The organism is Bacteroides uniformis (assembly GCF_025147485.1).
GTDB classification, from domain to species: Bacteria; Bacteroidota; Bacteroidia; order Bacteroidales; family Bacteroidaceae; genus Bacteroides; species Bacteroides uniformis.
Map to the genome: position 1 here is coordinate 2,426,442 of NZ_CP102263.1, position 15,637 is coordinate 2,442,078.

Consider the following 15,637-nt stretch of genomic DNA (forward strand, 5'->3'; position numbering starts at 1 on the left):
GGATAGTTAGTTTCTAAAATGCCAGATATAATTGCTATCTCTTTACTTTCTGAGTCTGTTTCTCTAAAAACTAGTCTTTCCACAGCAATGTTCTTTTCTTACCACAGCTGTGGAAAGAAAGAAACGCGGGTGTGGTAAGAAAGAAACATATCTGTGGTGAGAAAAGTTGTTCAGTAGTTCTCGTTTAGTATCCGGGCTTTCCGGATGTAGCCTTTCGCAGGTTTATTGTCAGTTCTCTTTGGGCTCCTCAAGCGTGGTGCCGGCCGTTCAGTGGTCTATGTCAAGGGGTGAACTTAGTATATTCCGATGCGCGCGCGTATATATATAATGTGTCCCCTTCCTTCCTGCCTTTCTTTCCCTTTAAAAAACATGCTTTAAAACATATCTATCAATCAGCTAGTTATGAAAAAGTTCACGTAAACCCTCAAAAAAAGCTTGTATATATTTTGCAGATGTCCGTAAAAGCCCTACTTTTGCATCCGCTTTCGGGAACGAAGGCGGCGATGTTTTGACATTCTGACAGTAAAACGGAGCGGTAAGCTTCCATTTTTCTCTTCTTTGCCATAGGTTTCTTTCGGAACTTCGGCCTTGGAAAAGAAAAATGAAAAAAAACTTCCGAAACATTTGGAAGTTATGCTTTAAAGTCCTTACCTTTGCACCCGCTTTTGAAAACGAAAGCAGCGCGAGTTGACATTCTTTTTAAAGAAACGGTGCCTGGTCCTTCTTCCTTTTTCTTTTTGCCTCCCTTTCGACAAGAGAGACGACGAGGAAAGAGAAAAAAAGAAAAAATGAAAAAAACTTCCGAAAATATTTGGAAGATATGCTTTAAAGTTCTTACCTTTGCATCCGCTTTCTGAAAAGAACAGCAATCGTGAAACAAGCGATCTTTGAACAGATTTACATAAACAATACAAGTAGTACAAGAGCAGGTGCTTCGCAAATTAATAATTGGAAACTAATGATTAAGGCGCGTCGTACCTGGGTAAAACAAAAGAACCGTCAATACTTATTTTATATAGATAGGTAAAGATAGACTTTTTGAATTCGAGCGTCCTGAACAGATAATTAAGCTGTCGCACTTTAATTTTTAATATGCGCAGTCAAGATACTTTTACAATGAAGAGTTTGATCCTGGCTCAGGATGAACGCTAGCTACAGGCTTAACACATGCAAGTCGAGGGGCAGCATGAACTTAGCTTGCTAAGTTTGATGGCGACCGGCGCACGGGTGAGTAACACGTATCCAACCTGCCGATGACTCGGGGATAGCCTTTCGAAAGAAAGATTAATACCCGATGGCATAGTTCTTCCGCATGGTAGAACTATTAAAGAATTTCGGTCATCGATGGGGATGCGTTCCATTAGGTTGTTGGCGGGGTAACGGCCCACCAAGCCTTCGATGGATAGGGGTTCTGAGAGGAAGGTCCCCCACATTGGAACTGAGACACGGTCCAAACTCCTACGGGAGGCAGCAGTGAGGAATATTGGTCAATGGACGAGAGTCTGAACCAGCCAAGTAGCGTGAAGGATGACTGCCCTATGGGTTGTAAACTTCTTTTATACGGGAATAAAGTGAGGCACGTGTGCCTTTTTGTATGTACCGTATGAATAAGGATCGGCTAACTCCGTGCCAGCAGCCGCGGTAATACGGAGGATCCGAGCGTTATCCGGATTTATTGGGTTTAAAGGGAGCGTAGGCGGACGCTTAAGTCAGTTGTGAAAGTTTGCGGCTCAACCGTAAAATTGCAGTTGATACTGGGTGTCTTGAGTACAGTAGAGGCAGGCGGAATTCGTGGTGTAGCGGTGAAATGCTTAGATATCACGAAGAACTCCGATTGCGAAGGCAGCTTGCTGGACTGTAACTGACGCTGATGCTCGAAAGTGTGGGTATCAAACAGGATTAGATACCCTGGTAGTCCACACAGTAAACGATGAATACTCGCTGTTTGCGATATACAGTAAGCGGCCAAGCGAAAGCGTTAAGTATTCCACCTGGGGAGTACGCCGGCAACGGTGAAACTCAAAGGAATTGACGGGGGCCCGCACAAGCGGAGGAACATGTGGTTTAATTCGATGATACGCGAGGAACCTTACCCGGGCTTGAATTGCAACTGAATGATGTGGAGACATGTCAGCCGCAAGGCAGTTGTGAAGGTGCTGCATGGTTGTCGTCAGCTCGTGCCGTGAGGTGTCGGCTTAAGTGCCATAACGAGCGCAACCCTTATCGATAGTTACCATCAGGTTATGCTGGGGACTCTGTCGAGACTGCCGTCGTAAGATGTGAGGAAGGTGGGGATGACGTCAAATCAGCACGGCCCTTACGTCCGGGGCTACACACGTGTTACAATGGGGGGTACAGAAGGCAGCTACACGGCGACGTGATGCTAATCCCTAAAGCCTCTCTCAGTTCGGATTGGAGTCTGCAACCCGACTCCATGAAGCTGGATTCGCTAGTAATCGCGCATCAGCCACGGCGCGGTGAATACGTTCCCGGGCCTTGTACACACCGCCCGTCAAGCCATGAAAGCCGGGGGTACCTGAAGTGCGTAACCGCAAGGAGCGCCCTAGGGTAAAACTGGTGATTGGGGCTAAGTCGTAACAAGGTAGCCGTACCGGAAGGTGCGGCTGGAACACCTCCTTTCTGGAGTGACGTCTCGACTCGATCGTTGGTTCTTGAAGTTATGCTTCCATAAGAACCTCTTGTACTGCGCGTACTTGTTTATTAAAATATACGAGAAAAGTAGAAGCCGAGCCGTAAGGCGAGGGTTTGACTGACAGTCCTATAGCTCAGTTGGTTAGAGCGCTACACTGATAATGTAGAGGTCGGCAGTTCAACTCTGCCTGGGACTACTTCAAAGTTGAAAACTGAAAATTGAGAAATGAAAATCGGGAACTCTCCGGATTTTCCACTTTCCACTTTCCGTTTTCCACTTATAAGAAGGGGGATTAGCTCAGCTGGCTAGAGCACCTGCTTTGCACGCAGGGGGTCAACGGTTCGAATCCGTTATTCTCCACTCCGTTTTGATTATTGTTTTATAATTGAAACACCGTTCTTTGACATGATGTGACCAAAAAAAAGTAAAGTTAAAAGCTGAAAGTATATATCGACCATACGTGATCGGTAAGACAAAAAGTAAGTAAGGGCACATGGCGGATGCCTTGGCTCTCGGAGGCGATGAAGGACGTGATAAGCTGCGATAAGCTGCGGGTAGGTGCAAATGACCTTTGATCCGCGGATTTCCGAATGGGACAACCCGGTACTTTGAAGAAGTATCATCCTGCATTGCAGGAGGCTAACGCAGGGAACTGAAACATCTTAGTACCTGCAGGAAAAGAAAATAAACAATGATTCCCCCAGTAGTGGCGAGCGAACGGGGAATAGCCCAAACCATCCATGTTACGGCATGGGTGGGGTTGTAGGACCACGCCGTGGCAAGAAAGTTGGTGAGCAGAATGTTCTGGAAAGTACAGCCATAGAGCATGAGAGCTGCGTATGCGAAGCCAAGCGAAGCCTAGTGGTATCCTGAGTAGCGCGGAGCACGAGGAATTCTGCGTGAATCTGCCGGGACCATCCGGTAAGGCTAAATACTCCCGAGAGACCGATAGTGAACCAGTACTGTGAAGGAAAGGTGAAAAGCACTTCGAACAGAAGAGTGAAATAGTTCCTGAAACCATGTGCCTACAAGCGGTCGGAGCACCTTCTGGTGTGACGGCGTGCCTTTTGCATAATGAACCTACGAGTTACTTTTTCCGGCGAGGTTAAGGATTTCAGATCTGCAGCCGAAGCGAAAGCGAGTCTGAACAGGGCGTATAGTCGGAAGGAGTAGACGCGAAACCAAGTGATCTACCCTTGGGCAGGTTGAAGGATGGGTAACACCATCTGGAGGACCGAACCAATAAGCGTTGAAAAGCTTCTGGATGACCTGAGGGTGGGGGTGAAAGGCTAATCAAACTTGGAGATAGCTCGTACTCCCCGAAATGCATTTAGGTGCAGCCTTGACTTATACTGGCATGAGGTAGAGCGACTGATAAGATGCGAGGGCTTCACCGCCTATCAAGTCTTGACAAACTCCGAATGCGTGTCAGTTCTATGTCAGGAGTGAGGGCATGGGTGCTAAGGTCCATGTCCTAAAGGAGAACAATCCGGACCAACAGCTAAGGTCCCGAAATGAATACTAAGTTGAACTAACGAAGTCAGATTGCTAAGACAGCTAGGATGTTGGCTTGGAAGCAGCCATTCATTTAAAGAGTGCGTAACAGCTCACTAGTCGAGGAGTTTGGCGTGGATAATAATCGGGCATAAGTATTCTACCGAAGCTTTGGGATGAGAAATCATCGGTAGGGGAGCATTCCACTCGGCGTCGAAGGTGAAGCGCGAGCTTTGCTGGAGCGTGTGGAAAAGCAAATGTAGGTATAAGTAACGATAAAGGGGGTGGGAAACCCCCTCGCCGAAAGACTAAGGTTTCCTGATCAACGCTAATCGGATCAGGGTAAGTCGGGTCCTAAGGCTCAGCCGAACGGCGAGGCCGATGGCAGAACCGGTTAATATTCCGGTACTACCTGTGGGAGTGACGTGGAGACGGAGTCGTGACAGCGCCGCGGACTGACGGAATAGTCCGTTGAAGGGTGTAGATGCTGATTGTTCCAGGCAAATCCGGAGCAAGAGTCGAACCTGATAGTATGGAGCGTTCTTAGAACAATCCAATAGTGCGTGTAATCATACTTCCAAGAAAATCCGCTAAACTTAATCCTGCAGGTACCCGTACCGCAAACGGACACACGTAGTCGGGTTGAATATACTAAGGCGCTTGAGTGATTCACGGTTAAGGAACTAGGCAAACTGACCCTGTAACTTCGGGATAAAGGGTCCTCGCTTAACGGCGAGGCGCAGAGAATAGGTCCAGGCAACTGTTTAACAAAAACACAGGGCTGTGCAAAATTGAAAGATGAAGTATACAGCCTGACACCTGCCCGGTGCTGGAAGGTTAAGAGGAGATGTCATCGCAAGAGAAGCATTGAATTGAAGCCCCAGTAAACGGCGGCCGTAACTATAACGGTCCTAAGGTAGCGAAATTCCTTGTCGGGTAAGTTCCGACCTGCACGAATGGTGTAATGATCTGGACGCTGTCTCAACCGTGAGCTCAGTGAAATTGTAGTATCGGTGAAGATGCCGATTACCCGCGATGGGACGAAAAGACCCCGTGAACCTTTACTATAGCTTAACATTGAATTTGGGTAATTGATGTGTAGGATAGGCCGGAGGCTTCGAAGCGGGCACGCCAGTGTCCGTGGAGCCGCTGTTGAAATACGGCCCTTTGATTATTTGAGTTCTAACCCGTTGTTGCGGGGACACTGTTTGGTGGGTAGTTTGACTGGGGTGGTCGCCTCCAAAAGTGTAACGGAGGCTTCTAAAGGTGCCCTCACGACGATTGGTAACCGTCGGCAGAGTGTAATGGCATAAGGGCGCTTGACTGGGAGACTTACAAGTCGATCAGGTAGGAAACTAGAGCATAGTGATCCGGTGTTTCTGTATGGAAAGGACATCGCTCAAAGGATAAAAGGTACTCCGGGGATAACAGGCTGATCCCTCCCAAGAGCTCATATCGACGGAGGGGTTTGGCACCTCGATGTCGGCTCGTCACATCCTGGGGCTGGAGAAGGTCCCAAGGGTTGGGCTGTTCGCCCATTAAAGTGGCACGCGAGCTGGGTTCAGAACGTCGTGAGACAGTTCGGTCTCTATCTATCGTGGGCGCATGAAATTTGCGTGGCTCTGACACTAGTACGAGAGGACCGTGTTGGACTGACCTCTGGTTTACCGGTTGTGCCGCCAGGTGCATTGCCGGGTATCTAAGTCGGGATTGGATAAGTGCTGAAAGCATCTAAGTACGAAGCCAGCCACAAGATTAGATTTCTCAGGGTCGTTGTAGACTACGACGTTGATAGGATGCAGGTGTACAGGCAGCGATGTCATAGCCGAGCATTACTAATTGCCCGTCCACTTTTTGCCTTCCGTGTATGGAGGTATATACGTTCAGCAATGTATGGACACTTTACTTTTTTCTCATCATGTCTGCCTTATTCAGGTGACTACAGCACCGGGGTTCCACCTCTTCCCATTCCGAACAGAGAAGTTAAGCCCGGTCACGCCGATGGTACTGCGTAACAGTGGGAGAGTAGGTAGTCGCCGTTTTCAGAAGAAGCCTCCGTGTCTGATAAGGATACGGAGGCTTTGTTCGTTTTTGGCGGTCTCATAAACTTTTCTTATATTTGCGCCGAACTAATTTTATATCAACGTTTAAAGCAAATTGAAAGTATGAAGACTAAAGTTTTATTGGCTGCCGTTGCGGTAGCGTTTTCTTTCGCAGTGACATCTTGTGGCAACAAAAAGGCTGCAGATTCTAATGCAACTGAGGCAGATTCTTGCTGTGCTGCAAAAACAGAACAAGTATGTGACTCTGCAAAGGCATGTTGCCAGGCTGCTGATTCAGCAGCGTGTCCTAAGGCTGCATGTGATGGTGCCAAGTGTGACAAACCTTGTGAGAAGAAGTAATTCAGAACTTGTATTGAACTGAAGAATAAGGAAAGGCGTACCTTGAGGTACGCCTTTTTTTGTGATATATTTCAGCGATAAATGAATACAAACTTATAAAATGATATTTTTTATCGGAAAAAAGTAACGAATTTGTTTGTGTGGTACGAAATAATATCTACCTTTGCAACGTCAAAACAAAAAAGAAGATGATTCAGAACTTTACATATATTCTACTGTGTGGTATTATTATTCTACTGGCAAAGTTTAGTGGAAGTGAGTGCTGTGCGTGAATATATATGTAAGATGCAATGATATATGAAGCCTTTCTCACTTCCAAGTGTGAAAGGCTTTTTTTATGGAACATAAATTAAATACAATAAAGCAATGAGTGACAAATTATTTATTTTCGACACAACGCTCCGCGATGGCGAGCAGGTTCCGGGATGCCAATTGAATACAGTGGAAAAGATTCAGGTAGCCAGACAACTGGAAGCCCTGGGGGTGGACGTGATTGAAGCCGGATTTCCGATTTCAAGTCCGGGAGATTTCAATTCGGTCATTGAGATATCAAAAGCTGTGACATGGCCCACCATCTGTGCCTTGACACGTGCCGTACAGAAAGATATTGATGTGGCGGCAGAGGCTTTGCAGTTTGCCAAGCATAAACGTATCCATACTGGTATCGGTACATCTGACTCGCACATTAAATATAAATTTAATTCCAATCGCGAGGAAATAATAGAGCGTGCAGTGGCTGCCGTAAAGTATGCACGTAAGTATGTGGATGATGTAGAGTTCTATGCCGAAGATGCAGGCCGAACGGATAATGAATATTTGGCACGGGTGGTAGAAGCTGTTATCAAGGCAGGTGCGACTGTGGTGAATATTCCCGATACAACGGGGTATTGCTTGCCTGATGAGTATGGCGCGAAGATAAGATATCTGATGGAACATGTCAACGGTATTCATAATGCCATTATTTCTACTCATTGCCACAATGACTTGGGCATGGCTACTGCCAATACAATGGCTGGCGTACTGAATGGTGCCCGCCAGGTGGAGGTAACCATCAATGGTATTGGTGAACGTGCCGGCAATACTTCTCTTGAGGAAGTGGCGATGATTATCAAATGTCACAAGGACATAGAAATCGAGACCAACATCAATACACAGAAGATTTATCCAACCAGCCGTATGGTGTCCAGTCTGATGAACATGCCGGTGCAGCCCAACAAGGCTATTGTAGGTCGCAATGCTTTTGCCCATTCGTCGGGTATCCACCAGGATGGTGTGTTGAAGAATGTACAGACTTACGAAATCATTGACCCGCATGATGTGGGTATTGATGATAATTCCATCGTATTGACAGCCCGTAGCGGACGTGCAGCCTTGAAGAATCGTTTGTCGATATTGGGAGTACAACTGGATCAGGAGAAGTTGGACAAAGTGTATGAAGAGTTCTTGAAACTTGCCGATAAGAAGAAGGATATCAACGATGATGATATGCTGGTATTGGCAGGGGCAAACCGTACGCAGAACCACCGTATCAAACTGGAATATCTTCAGGTGACCAGTGGGGTGGGGGTTCGTTCGGTTGCCAGCTTGGGATTGAACATCTCTGGCGAGAAGTTTGAAGCCGCCGCCAGTGGAAACGGTCCGGTAGACGCTGCTATCAAGGCTTTGAAGAAGATTATTGACCGCCATATGACATTGAAGGAATTCACTATCCAGGCTATCAGCAAGGGTAGCGACGATATGGGTAAGGTACATATGCAGGTGGAATACGATAATCATATTTATTATGGGTTCGGTGCCAATACGGATATTATCGCGGCATCAGTGGAAGCGTACATCGACTGTATCAATAAGTTCAAGATGTGATTTTAATCGTAAATTGTAAATAGCTAAATTGTACATAAAGAGATGAATACATTATTTGATAAAATCTGGGATGCCCATGTGGTACAGAAAGTGGAAGACGGTCCCACACAGCTTTATATTGACCGGCTTTATTGTCATGAAGTAACCAGCCCGCAAGCCTTTTCAGGATTGCGCGAACGTGGAATCAAGTGTTTCCGTCCGGAAAAGATTTTCTGTATGCCCGACCATAACACGCCGACGCATGACCAGGACAAGCCGATTGAAGACCCGGTTTCAAAGACTCAGGTAGATACATTGGCCAAGAATGCGGAAGAGTTTGGATTGGCCCATTTCGGCATGATGGACAAGAAGAACGGAATTATCCATGTAGTAGGTCCGGAACGCGGGCTGACCCTGCCTGGCATGACCATTGTCTGCGGTGACTCGCATACTTCCACCCACGGGGCGATGGGAGCAGTGGCTTTCGGTATCGGTACGAGTGAGGTGGAAATGGTAATGGCCTCGCAATGTATCCTTCAGACCCGTCCTAAGACAATGCGCATCACTGTCGACGGCAAACTTGGCAAGGGAGTGACGGCAAAAGATGTAGCATTGTATATGATGTCGAAGATGACGACCAGCGGCGCTACGGGATATTTCGTGGAATATGCCGGAGAAGCTGTGCGCAGTCTGACTATGGAAGGGCGTCTGACCTTGTGCAATCTGAGTATAGAGATGGGTGCCCGCGGCGGTATGGTTGCTCCGGATGAGACCACTTTCGAGTATATTAAAGGACGCGAATATGCTCCGAAGGGTGAGGCATGGGACAAGGCATTGGCCTATTGGAAAACATTGAAGAGTGATGAGGATGCAGTGTTCGACAAGGAAGTTCGTTTTGCTGCCGAAGATATTGAACCGATGATTACATACGGTACCAATCCGGGCATGGGTATGGGTATCACACAACATATTCCTACTACCGAAGGCATGGGAGAAGCTGCCCGGACCTCTTTCATGAAGTCTATGAGCTATATGGGTTTCCAACCGGGAGAACCTTTGCTGGGTAAGAAGGTTGACTATGTGTTTTTGGGTGCCTGCACCAATGGACGCATTGAGGATTTCCGTGCATTTGCCTCCATTGTGAAAGGCCGTCGGAAAGCCGAGAATGTAGTGGCATGGCTGGTTCCGGGCTCCTGGATGGTAGATGCACAGATTCGCGAAGAGGGACTGGACAAGATTTTGGAAGAGGCCGGTTTTGCCATTCGCCAACCGGGTTGTTCTGCTTGCCTGGCAATGAACGACGATAAGGTGCCTGCCGGAAAGTATGCAGTGTCTACCAGTAACCGTAATTTTGAAGGACGCCAAGGACCGGGTTCCCGAACACTGCTTGCCAGCCCGCTTGTAGCTGCAGCAGCGGCAGTGACTGGAGTAATTACTGACCCGAGAACGCTGATTTGATGTACGATTGGACGATTTACGATTAAAATTACTTCGTAAATCAAACATCGTTCAACAAAGGTAAATCAAGAGTATTTTCAATCGTAAATTGTAAATCGTAAATACAAAGATGAAGACAAAATTTGATATAATAACCAGTACTTGTGTGCCTCTTCCATTAGAGAATGTGGATACAGACCAGATAATCCCTGCACGTTTTCTGAAAGCTACTACCCGTGAGGAAAAGTTCTTCGGAGATAATTTATTCCGCGATTGGCGCTATCATCCGGACGGTTCTCTGAACAAGGACTTTGTTTTGAACAATCCCACTTACGGTGGACAGATTCTGGTGGCGGGAAAGAACTTCGGTTCCGGTTCCAGCCGTGAGCATGCTGCATGGGCCATTGCCGGTTACGGTTTCCGCGTGGTGGTATCGAGTTTCTTTGCCGATATACACAAGAACAATGAACTGAACAACTTTGTGCTTCCGGTGGTGGTAAGTGAGCCGTTCCTGAAAGAGTTGTTCGACTCTATCTCTGCCAATCCGAAGATGGAAGTGGAAGTGAATCTGCCCGAACAGACCATCACCAACAAAGCTACGGGCAAGATCGAACATTTTGAAATCAATGCCTACAAGAAACATTGCCTGATGAATGGCTTGGATGACATCGATTTTCTGGTTGAGAATAAAGATAAGATAGAAGCTTGGGAGAATAAAAATGAAGCATAATCATCCGAAGATAGAAATCATGGACACTACGCTCCGCGACGGTGAACAGACCAGCGGAGTCTCCTTTGTGCCCCATGAGAAGCTGATGATTGCCCGTTTGTTACTGGAGGAATTGAAGGTAGACCGGGTGGAGGTGGCTTCTGCGCGGGTATCCGAAGGAGAGTTTGATGCCGTAAAAATGATTTGTGACTGGGCGGCACGCCGTAATCTGTTGCCAAGAGTAGAAGTGCTTGGCTTTGTAGATGGCCACACGTCGGTGGACTGGATACATGCGACCGGTTGCCGTGTCATCAATCTGCTGTGCAAAGGCTCGCTGAAGCATTGCACCTACCAGTTGAAGAAGACTCCCGAAGAGCATATCGAGGATATTCTGTCCGTAGTGGATTACGCCAACGAGCAGGATATGGTAGTGAATGTCTATCTGGAAGACTGGAGCAACGGCATGAAAGATTCTCCGGAATATGTGTTCCGTCTGATGGACGCCTTGGAGCAGACCAATATCCGCCGCTATATGTTGCCTGACACGTTGGGCGTATTGAACCCGCTGCAGGTCATCGAGTTCATGCGCAAGATGGTGAAACGCTATCCGCATGCCCATTTTGACTTCCATGCCCACAATGACTATGACCTTGCCGTGAGCAATGTGCTTGCCGCCGTACTTAGCGGTTGCAAGGGACTGCATACTACCATTAACGGCCTGGGCGAACGCGCCGGCAATGCTCCGCTTGCCAGTGTGCAGGCTATCCTGAAAGACCACTTCAATGCCATTACCAACATTGACGAAAGCCGCCTGAACGACGTAAGCCGTGTGGTGGAGTCCTACTCGGGCATCGTCATTCCCGCCAATAAACCGATTGTTGGCGAGAATGTATTTACCCAAGTGGCAGGCGTCCATGCCGACGGTGACAATAAAAGTAACCTCTACTGCAACGACCTCCTGCCCGAACGCTTTGGTCGCAAGCGAGAGTATGCCCTGGGCAAGAACAGCGGTAAAGCCAATATCCGGAAGAATCTGGAGGACTTGGGGTTACAACTGGATGAAGATGCCATGCGCAAAGTGACCGAACGCATCATTGAGTTGGGCGACAAGAAAGAGCTGGTGACGCAAGAAGACCTGCCCTATATCGTTTCGGACGTACTGAAGCACGGAATGGCAGAAGAACGCGTCAGCCTTAAGAGCTATATTGTGAATCTGGCGTATGGATTGAAGCCGATGGCTACGTTGAAGATAGAAATTAACGGAAAGGAATATGAGGAAAGTTCCAGTGGAGATGGCCAGTATGATGCTTTTGTGCGCGCCTTGCGCAAGATATATAAAGTGACACTGGGTCGTAAGTTCCCGATGCTGACGAACTATGCCGTGACTATTCCTCCCGGTGGGCGTACCGATGCCTTTGTGCAGACGGTTATTACCTGGAGTTTTGAAGATACGATATTCCGTACACGCGGATTGGACGCAGACCAGACGGAAGCAGCCATCAAGGCGACGGTGAAGATGCTGAATATCATAGAAGACGAATACGAATCATAAAAAATGGATCTCATGGAGAAAAAGAAATCGTTTTTTGAGAGGCGTCCTTATGTATGCTATGCGTTGTATGCAGGCTTGCTTTTTGCTTTCAACCTCTTTCTGCGTTGGTGGAGCGGCGAGTTGGATGCGGACGAGTATCTTATGTCAGCCATCAATACCCTTATATTGACAGCTGGTTTTGTGTGGGGTGACCGGTATCGCCGCAAGAATCTTGCAAACAAAAAGAAGATAGATGAACTTTTAAATAATAAAGAAAACAATGGATTTTAAAATTGCAGTGTTGGCCGGTGACGGTATCGGCCCCGAAATCTCTACCGTAGGCGTGGATGTGATGACTGCCGTGTGTGAGAAGTTCGGACATAAAGTGAACTATGAATATGCCATCTGCGGTGCAGACGCGATAGACAAGGTGGGTGACCCGTTTCCTGAAGCCACTTATGAGGCTTGTAAAAATGCGGATGCTGTATTGTTCTCTGCCGTAGGTGACCCGAAATTCGACAATGACCCTACTGCCAAAGTGCGTCCCGAGCAGGGCTTGCTGGCTATGCGCAAGAAACTGGGACTGTTTGCCAACATCCGTCCCGTGCAGACCTTCAAATGTCTGCTCCATAAGTCTCCCCTTCGTGCGGAACTGGTGGATGGTGCCGATTTCCTTTGTATCCGCGAACTGACCGGTGGCATGTACTTCGGTGAGAAATACCAGGACAATGACAAGGCGTATGATACGAACATGTATACCCGTCCTGAGATTGAGCGTATCCTGAAAGTCGGATTTGAATATGCCATGAAACGCAGCAAACATCTTACGGTGGTGGATAAAGCCAATGTGCTTGCCTCTTCCCGTCTTTGGAGACAGATTGCCCAGGAGATGGCACCGCAGTACCCCGAGGTGACAACCGACTATATGTTTGTGGACAACGCCGCCATGAAGATGATTCAAGAGCCGAAATTCTTTGACGTAATGGTTACGGAAAATACGTTTGGTGATATTTTGACGGACGAGGGTTCCTGCATCAGTGGCTCTATGGGATTGCTGCCTTCTGCTTCTACGGGAGAGAGCACGCCGGTATTCGAACCTATCCATGGTTCCTGGCCGCAGGCGAAAGGCTTGAATATAGCCAATCCGCTGGCGCAAATTTTGTCTGTAGCCATGCTTTTCGAATACTTCGACCTGAAAGAGGAGGGGGGGGTGATTCGTAAGGCAGTTGATGCTTCACTCGATGCGAATGTACGTACACCGGAGATTCAAGTAGAAGGTGGCGACAAATACGGTACCAAGGAAGTGGGCGCGTGGATTGTAGACTATCTTAAGAAGTCTTGATAACAGTGTCTCATTACCGTTCTGTTCATCAGTAACTTCTCACTGCAAAGTTCTGCAAACCTTTTGCAGTGTCACTGCAAAGCTGTTACAGTTGCACTGCAAAGCAGTTGCAGTACCACTGCAAACCTATTTGCAGTAACGCTGCAGCTCGTTTGCAGTACTACTGCAAAAAGCATGCACCATCTTTGCAGTGGGAAGTCGCTGATTGTCAGATATGGTTCTTCCTCCTCATCCTGCCTTCTTCAATCGTTTCATATCCTTTCATCCTCTTTATTCGTGTTAAGCTTTGATAGATGGCAGTATAATCTTTCCTTTCCCGCACGGTTTATTTCTTGGAATTTCCATATCTTTGTCAGCATATCCATGTTACATAAGTGTGTACGGGAAGAATGTATTAGACAGTGAGATTATGGCGAAAATTGCAAAGAACCTGACGGAGTTGATTGGGCATACTCCTTTGATGGAATTGGCTGAATACAGCCGTAAATACGGATTGAAAAGAAATATTGTGGCTAAGCTGGAATCTTTTAATCCGGTGGGAAGCGTGAAGGACCGTGTGGCATTTGCCATGATTGAGGATGCCGAGGCACGTGGGGCTTTGAAACCCGGAGCCACGATTATTGAACCTACCAGTGGCAATACCGGCGTGGGACTGGCGATGGTGGCAACCATCAAGGGATATCATTTGATATTGACCATGCCGGAGACCATGAGTGTGGAACGCCGTAATCTGTTGAAAGCCTTGGGTGCGGAGATTGTACTGACCGACGGACTGGCAGGTATGGCCGGCTCCATTGCCAAAGCGAAAGAATTGCGGGATGCGATACCTGGTGCGGTTATTCTGCAGCAGTTTGAGAATCCCTCCAATGCCAAGGCTCATGAACATACTACGGGGGAAGAAATCTGGACGGACACGGATGGTAAAGTGACTGTTTTTGTTGCCGGTGTGGGCACGGGCGGTACGGTCTGTGGAGTGGCGCGTGCCTTGAAGAAACATAATCCGGATGTCTATGTTGTGGCTGTAGAACCGGCCTCCTCTCCGGTTCTGGAAGGAGGGGAAGATGCACCGCACCGCATCCAGGGGATTGGGGCCAATTTTATTCCTTCCATTTATGATGCTTCTGTAGTAGACGAGATTATTCCGGTGCCCGATGACGAGGCCATTCGTGGAGGACGAGAGCTGGCTTCTACGGAAGGCTTGCTGGCTGGCATCTCATCCGGTGCGGCGGTATATGCGGCACGGTTGCTGGCCGAACGCCCTGAATTTGCGGATAAAATGATTGTTGCCCTACTGCCCGATACGGGGGAACGCTATTTGTCAACAGAACTGTTCGCTTTCGATACCTATCCTTTGGAATAAATACTGAACTATTATATGAAGAAACTTATTTTTTCTTTCTTCTTGTGTGGAGCCACGATGTTCCCTGCCTTTTCACAAACCTATCAGGAACTGAGCGAACGTGCGGTTGCAGCCACGGAGCAAGACAGCTTGTCATTGGCCGAAAAATACATTGAACAAGCTTTGAAAATGGAGCCCGCCAATCCTCATAACGCTTTGCTGTTCTCCAACTTGGGTACGATACAACGTCGGCAGCACCGGTATGAGCAGGCCCTTGACTCGTATACTCTGGCATTGAACATTGCTCCGCGTGCCATACCTGCCCTGATGAATCGTGCCGCTCTTTACCTTGAGTTGGGGAAGGATGATTTGGCCCGGATAGACTATTCTTTGGTGCTGGATATAGAAAGCGATAATCAGGAAGCCTTGCTGATGCGTGCCTATATCTATATGCGGCAGCGCAACTATAATTTTGCAAAGTCTGATTATGAACGTCTGCTGAAACTTGCCCCCCAGAGTTACAATGGCCGTCTGGGGTTGGCTACACTGGAGCAGAAGGAGGGCAAATATGAAGCGGCGCTTTCGATATTGAATGCCATGATTGCAGAAAAAGGAGGAGAAGCTACCCGGCTGACTACCCAGCAATATGCCGTACTTTACGTAGCACGTGCGGGTGTAGAGCAGGATATGAAACATGTGGACCTGGCCATGATGGACTTGGAAGAAGCCATCAAGCTGGATGCTTCGCAGACAGAAGCCTACTTGATACGGGGGCAAATTTACCTTTCTCAAAAGAAAAAGGAGTTGGCAAAACGTGACTTCGAAAAGGCCATTTCACTTGGCGTGCCGCAAGGTGACCTCAGGGATTTACTGTTACAGTGTAAATAA

9 protein-coding genes, 2 tRNA genes and 3 rRNA genes are annotated in these 15,637 nt (G+C 47.7%); all 14 read left to right on the forward strand.

What is annotated here, in order from left to right; translation table 11 throughout:
• Positions 1 to 1,113: 1,113 nt before the first annotated feature.
• Positions 1,114 to 2,640, forward strand: a 16S ribosomal RNA gene (locus NQ510_RS09430).
• A 135-nt stretch (positions 2,641 to 2,775) separates the two neighbouring features.
• Positions 2,776 to 2,849: transfer RNA gene (locus tag NQ510_RS09435), tRNA-Ile, on the forward strand.
• A 90-nt stretch (positions 2,850 to 2,939) separates the two neighbouring features.
• Positions 2,940 to 3,013, forward strand: a tRNA-Ala gene (locus tag NQ510_RS09440).
• A 113-nt stretch (positions 3,014 to 3,126) separates the two neighbouring features.
• Positions 3,127 to 6,006, forward strand: a 23S ribosomal RNA gene (locus NQ510_RS09445).
• Between the two features lie 72 nt (positions 6,007 to 6,078).
• A 5S ribosomal RNA gene (gene rrf, locus NQ510_RS09450) occupies positions 6,079 to 6,189 on the forward strand.
• Together the 16S, 23S and 5S rRNA genes with 2 tRNA genes alongside form the textbook arrangement of a ribosomal RNA operon.
• Before the next feature lie 123 nt (positions 6,190 to 6,312).
• A complete protein-coding gene (locus tag NQ510_RS09455) occupies positions 6,313 to 6,549 on the forward strand; it encodes a hypothetical protein (RefSeq protein ID WP_034523359.1) in 237 nt (78 codons plus the stop codon).
• A 366-nt stretch (positions 6,550 to 6,915) separates the two neighbouring features.
• On the forward strand, positions 6,916 to 8,412 hold the full coding sequence (locus tag NQ510_RS09460) for a 2-isopropylmalate synthase (protein ID WP_005826189.1): 1,497 nt from the start codon (positions 6,916 to 6,918) through the stop codon (positions 8,410 to 8,412).
• 42 nt (positions 8,413 to 8,454) lie between these two features.
• Positions 8,455 to 9,849, forward strand: a complete 1,395-nt coding sequence (gene leuC, locus NQ510_RS09465) for a 3-isopropylmalate dehydratase large subunit (protein ID WP_005826191.1) — start codon at positions 8,455 to 8,457, stop codon at positions 9,847 to 9,849.
• Positions 9,850 to 9,958: 109 nt separating this feature from the next.
• Positions 9,959 to 10,558, forward strand: coding sequence for a 3-isopropylmalate dehydratase small subunit (gene leuD, locus NQ510_RS09470; RefSeq protein WP_005826193.1), 600 nt, complete (start codon positions 9,959 to 9,961; stop codon positions 10,556 to 10,558).
• Positions 10,548 to 12,089 (forward strand): alpha-isopropylmalate synthase regulatory domain-containing protein, encoded by a 1,542-nt coding sequence (locus NQ510_RS09475; protein WP_005826194.1) that lies wholly within the window; start codon positions 10,548 to 10,550, stop codon positions 12,087 to 12,089. The genes leuD and NQ510_RS09475 overlap by 11 nt, the downstream gene beginning before the upstream one ends.
• 12 nt (positions 12,090 to 12,101) lie before the next feature.
• On the forward strand, positions 12,102 to 12,359 hold the full coding sequence (locus tag NQ510_RS09480) for a hypothetical protein (protein ID WP_005835569.1): 258 nt from the start codon (positions 12,102 to 12,104) through the stop codon (positions 12,357 to 12,359).
• Positions 12,349 to 13,410 carry a 3-isopropylmalate dehydrogenase gene (gene leuB / locus NQ510_RS09485; protein ID WP_005826196.1) on the forward strand — a complete coding sequence of 354 codons (1,062 nt, stop codon included), beginning with the start codon at positions 12,349 to 12,351 and terminating at the stop codon, positions 13,408 to 13,410. Before NQ510_RS09480 ends, leuB begins: the two co-directional genes overlap by 11 nt.
• Positions 13,411 to 13,819: 409 nt before the next feature.
• Positions 13,820 to 14,770, forward strand: a complete 951-nt coding sequence (gene cysK / locus NQ510_RS09490; protein ID WP_008663985.1) for a cysteine synthase A — start codon at positions 13,820 to 13,822, stop codon at positions 14,768 to 14,770.
• A gap of 15 nt (positions 14,771 to 14,785) precedes the next feature.
• Positions 14,786 to 15,637, forward strand: a complete 852-nt coding sequence (locus NQ510_RS09495) for a tetratricopeptide repeat protein (protein ID WP_005826199.1) — start codon at positions 14,786 to 14,788, stop codon at positions 15,635 to 15,637.

Bases quoted from the DNA above. Each gene is read 5' to 3' on its own strand.
- NQ510_RS09480 (WP_005835569.1), top strand. From the start codon at position 12,102: ATGGAGAAAAAGAAATCGTTTTTTGAGAGGCGTCCTTATGTATGCTAT.
- leuD (WP_005826193.1), top strand. From the start codon at position 9,959: ATGAAGACAAAATTTGATATAATAACCAGTACTTGTGTGCCTCTTCCA.
- NQ510_RS09495 (WP_005826199.1), top strand. From the start codon at position 14,786: ATGAAGAAACTTATTTTTTCTTTCTTCTTGTGTGGAGCCACGATGTTC.
- cysK (WP_008663985.1), top strand. From the start codon at position 13,820: ATGGCGAAAATTGCAAAGAACCTGACGGAGTTGATTGGGCATACTCCT.
- leuC (WP_005826191.1), top strand. From the start codon at position 8,455: ATGAATACATTATTTGATAAAATCTGGGATGCCCATGTGGTACAGAAA.
- NQ510_RS09455 (WP_034523359.1), top strand. From the start codon at position 6,313: ATGAAGACTAAAGTTTTATTGGCTGCCGTTGCGGTAGCGTTTTCTTTC.
- leuB (WP_005826196.1), top strand. From the start codon at position 12,349: ATGGATTTTAAAATTGCAGTGTTGGCCGGTGACGGTATCGGCCCCGAA.
- NQ510_RS09475 (WP_005826194.1), top strand. From the start codon at position 10,548: ATGAAGCATAATCATCCGAAGATAGAAATCATGGACACTACGCTCCGC.
- NQ510_RS09460 (WP_005826189.1), top strand. From the start codon at position 6,916: ATGAGTGACAAATTATTTATTTTCGACACAACGCTCCGCGATGGCGAG.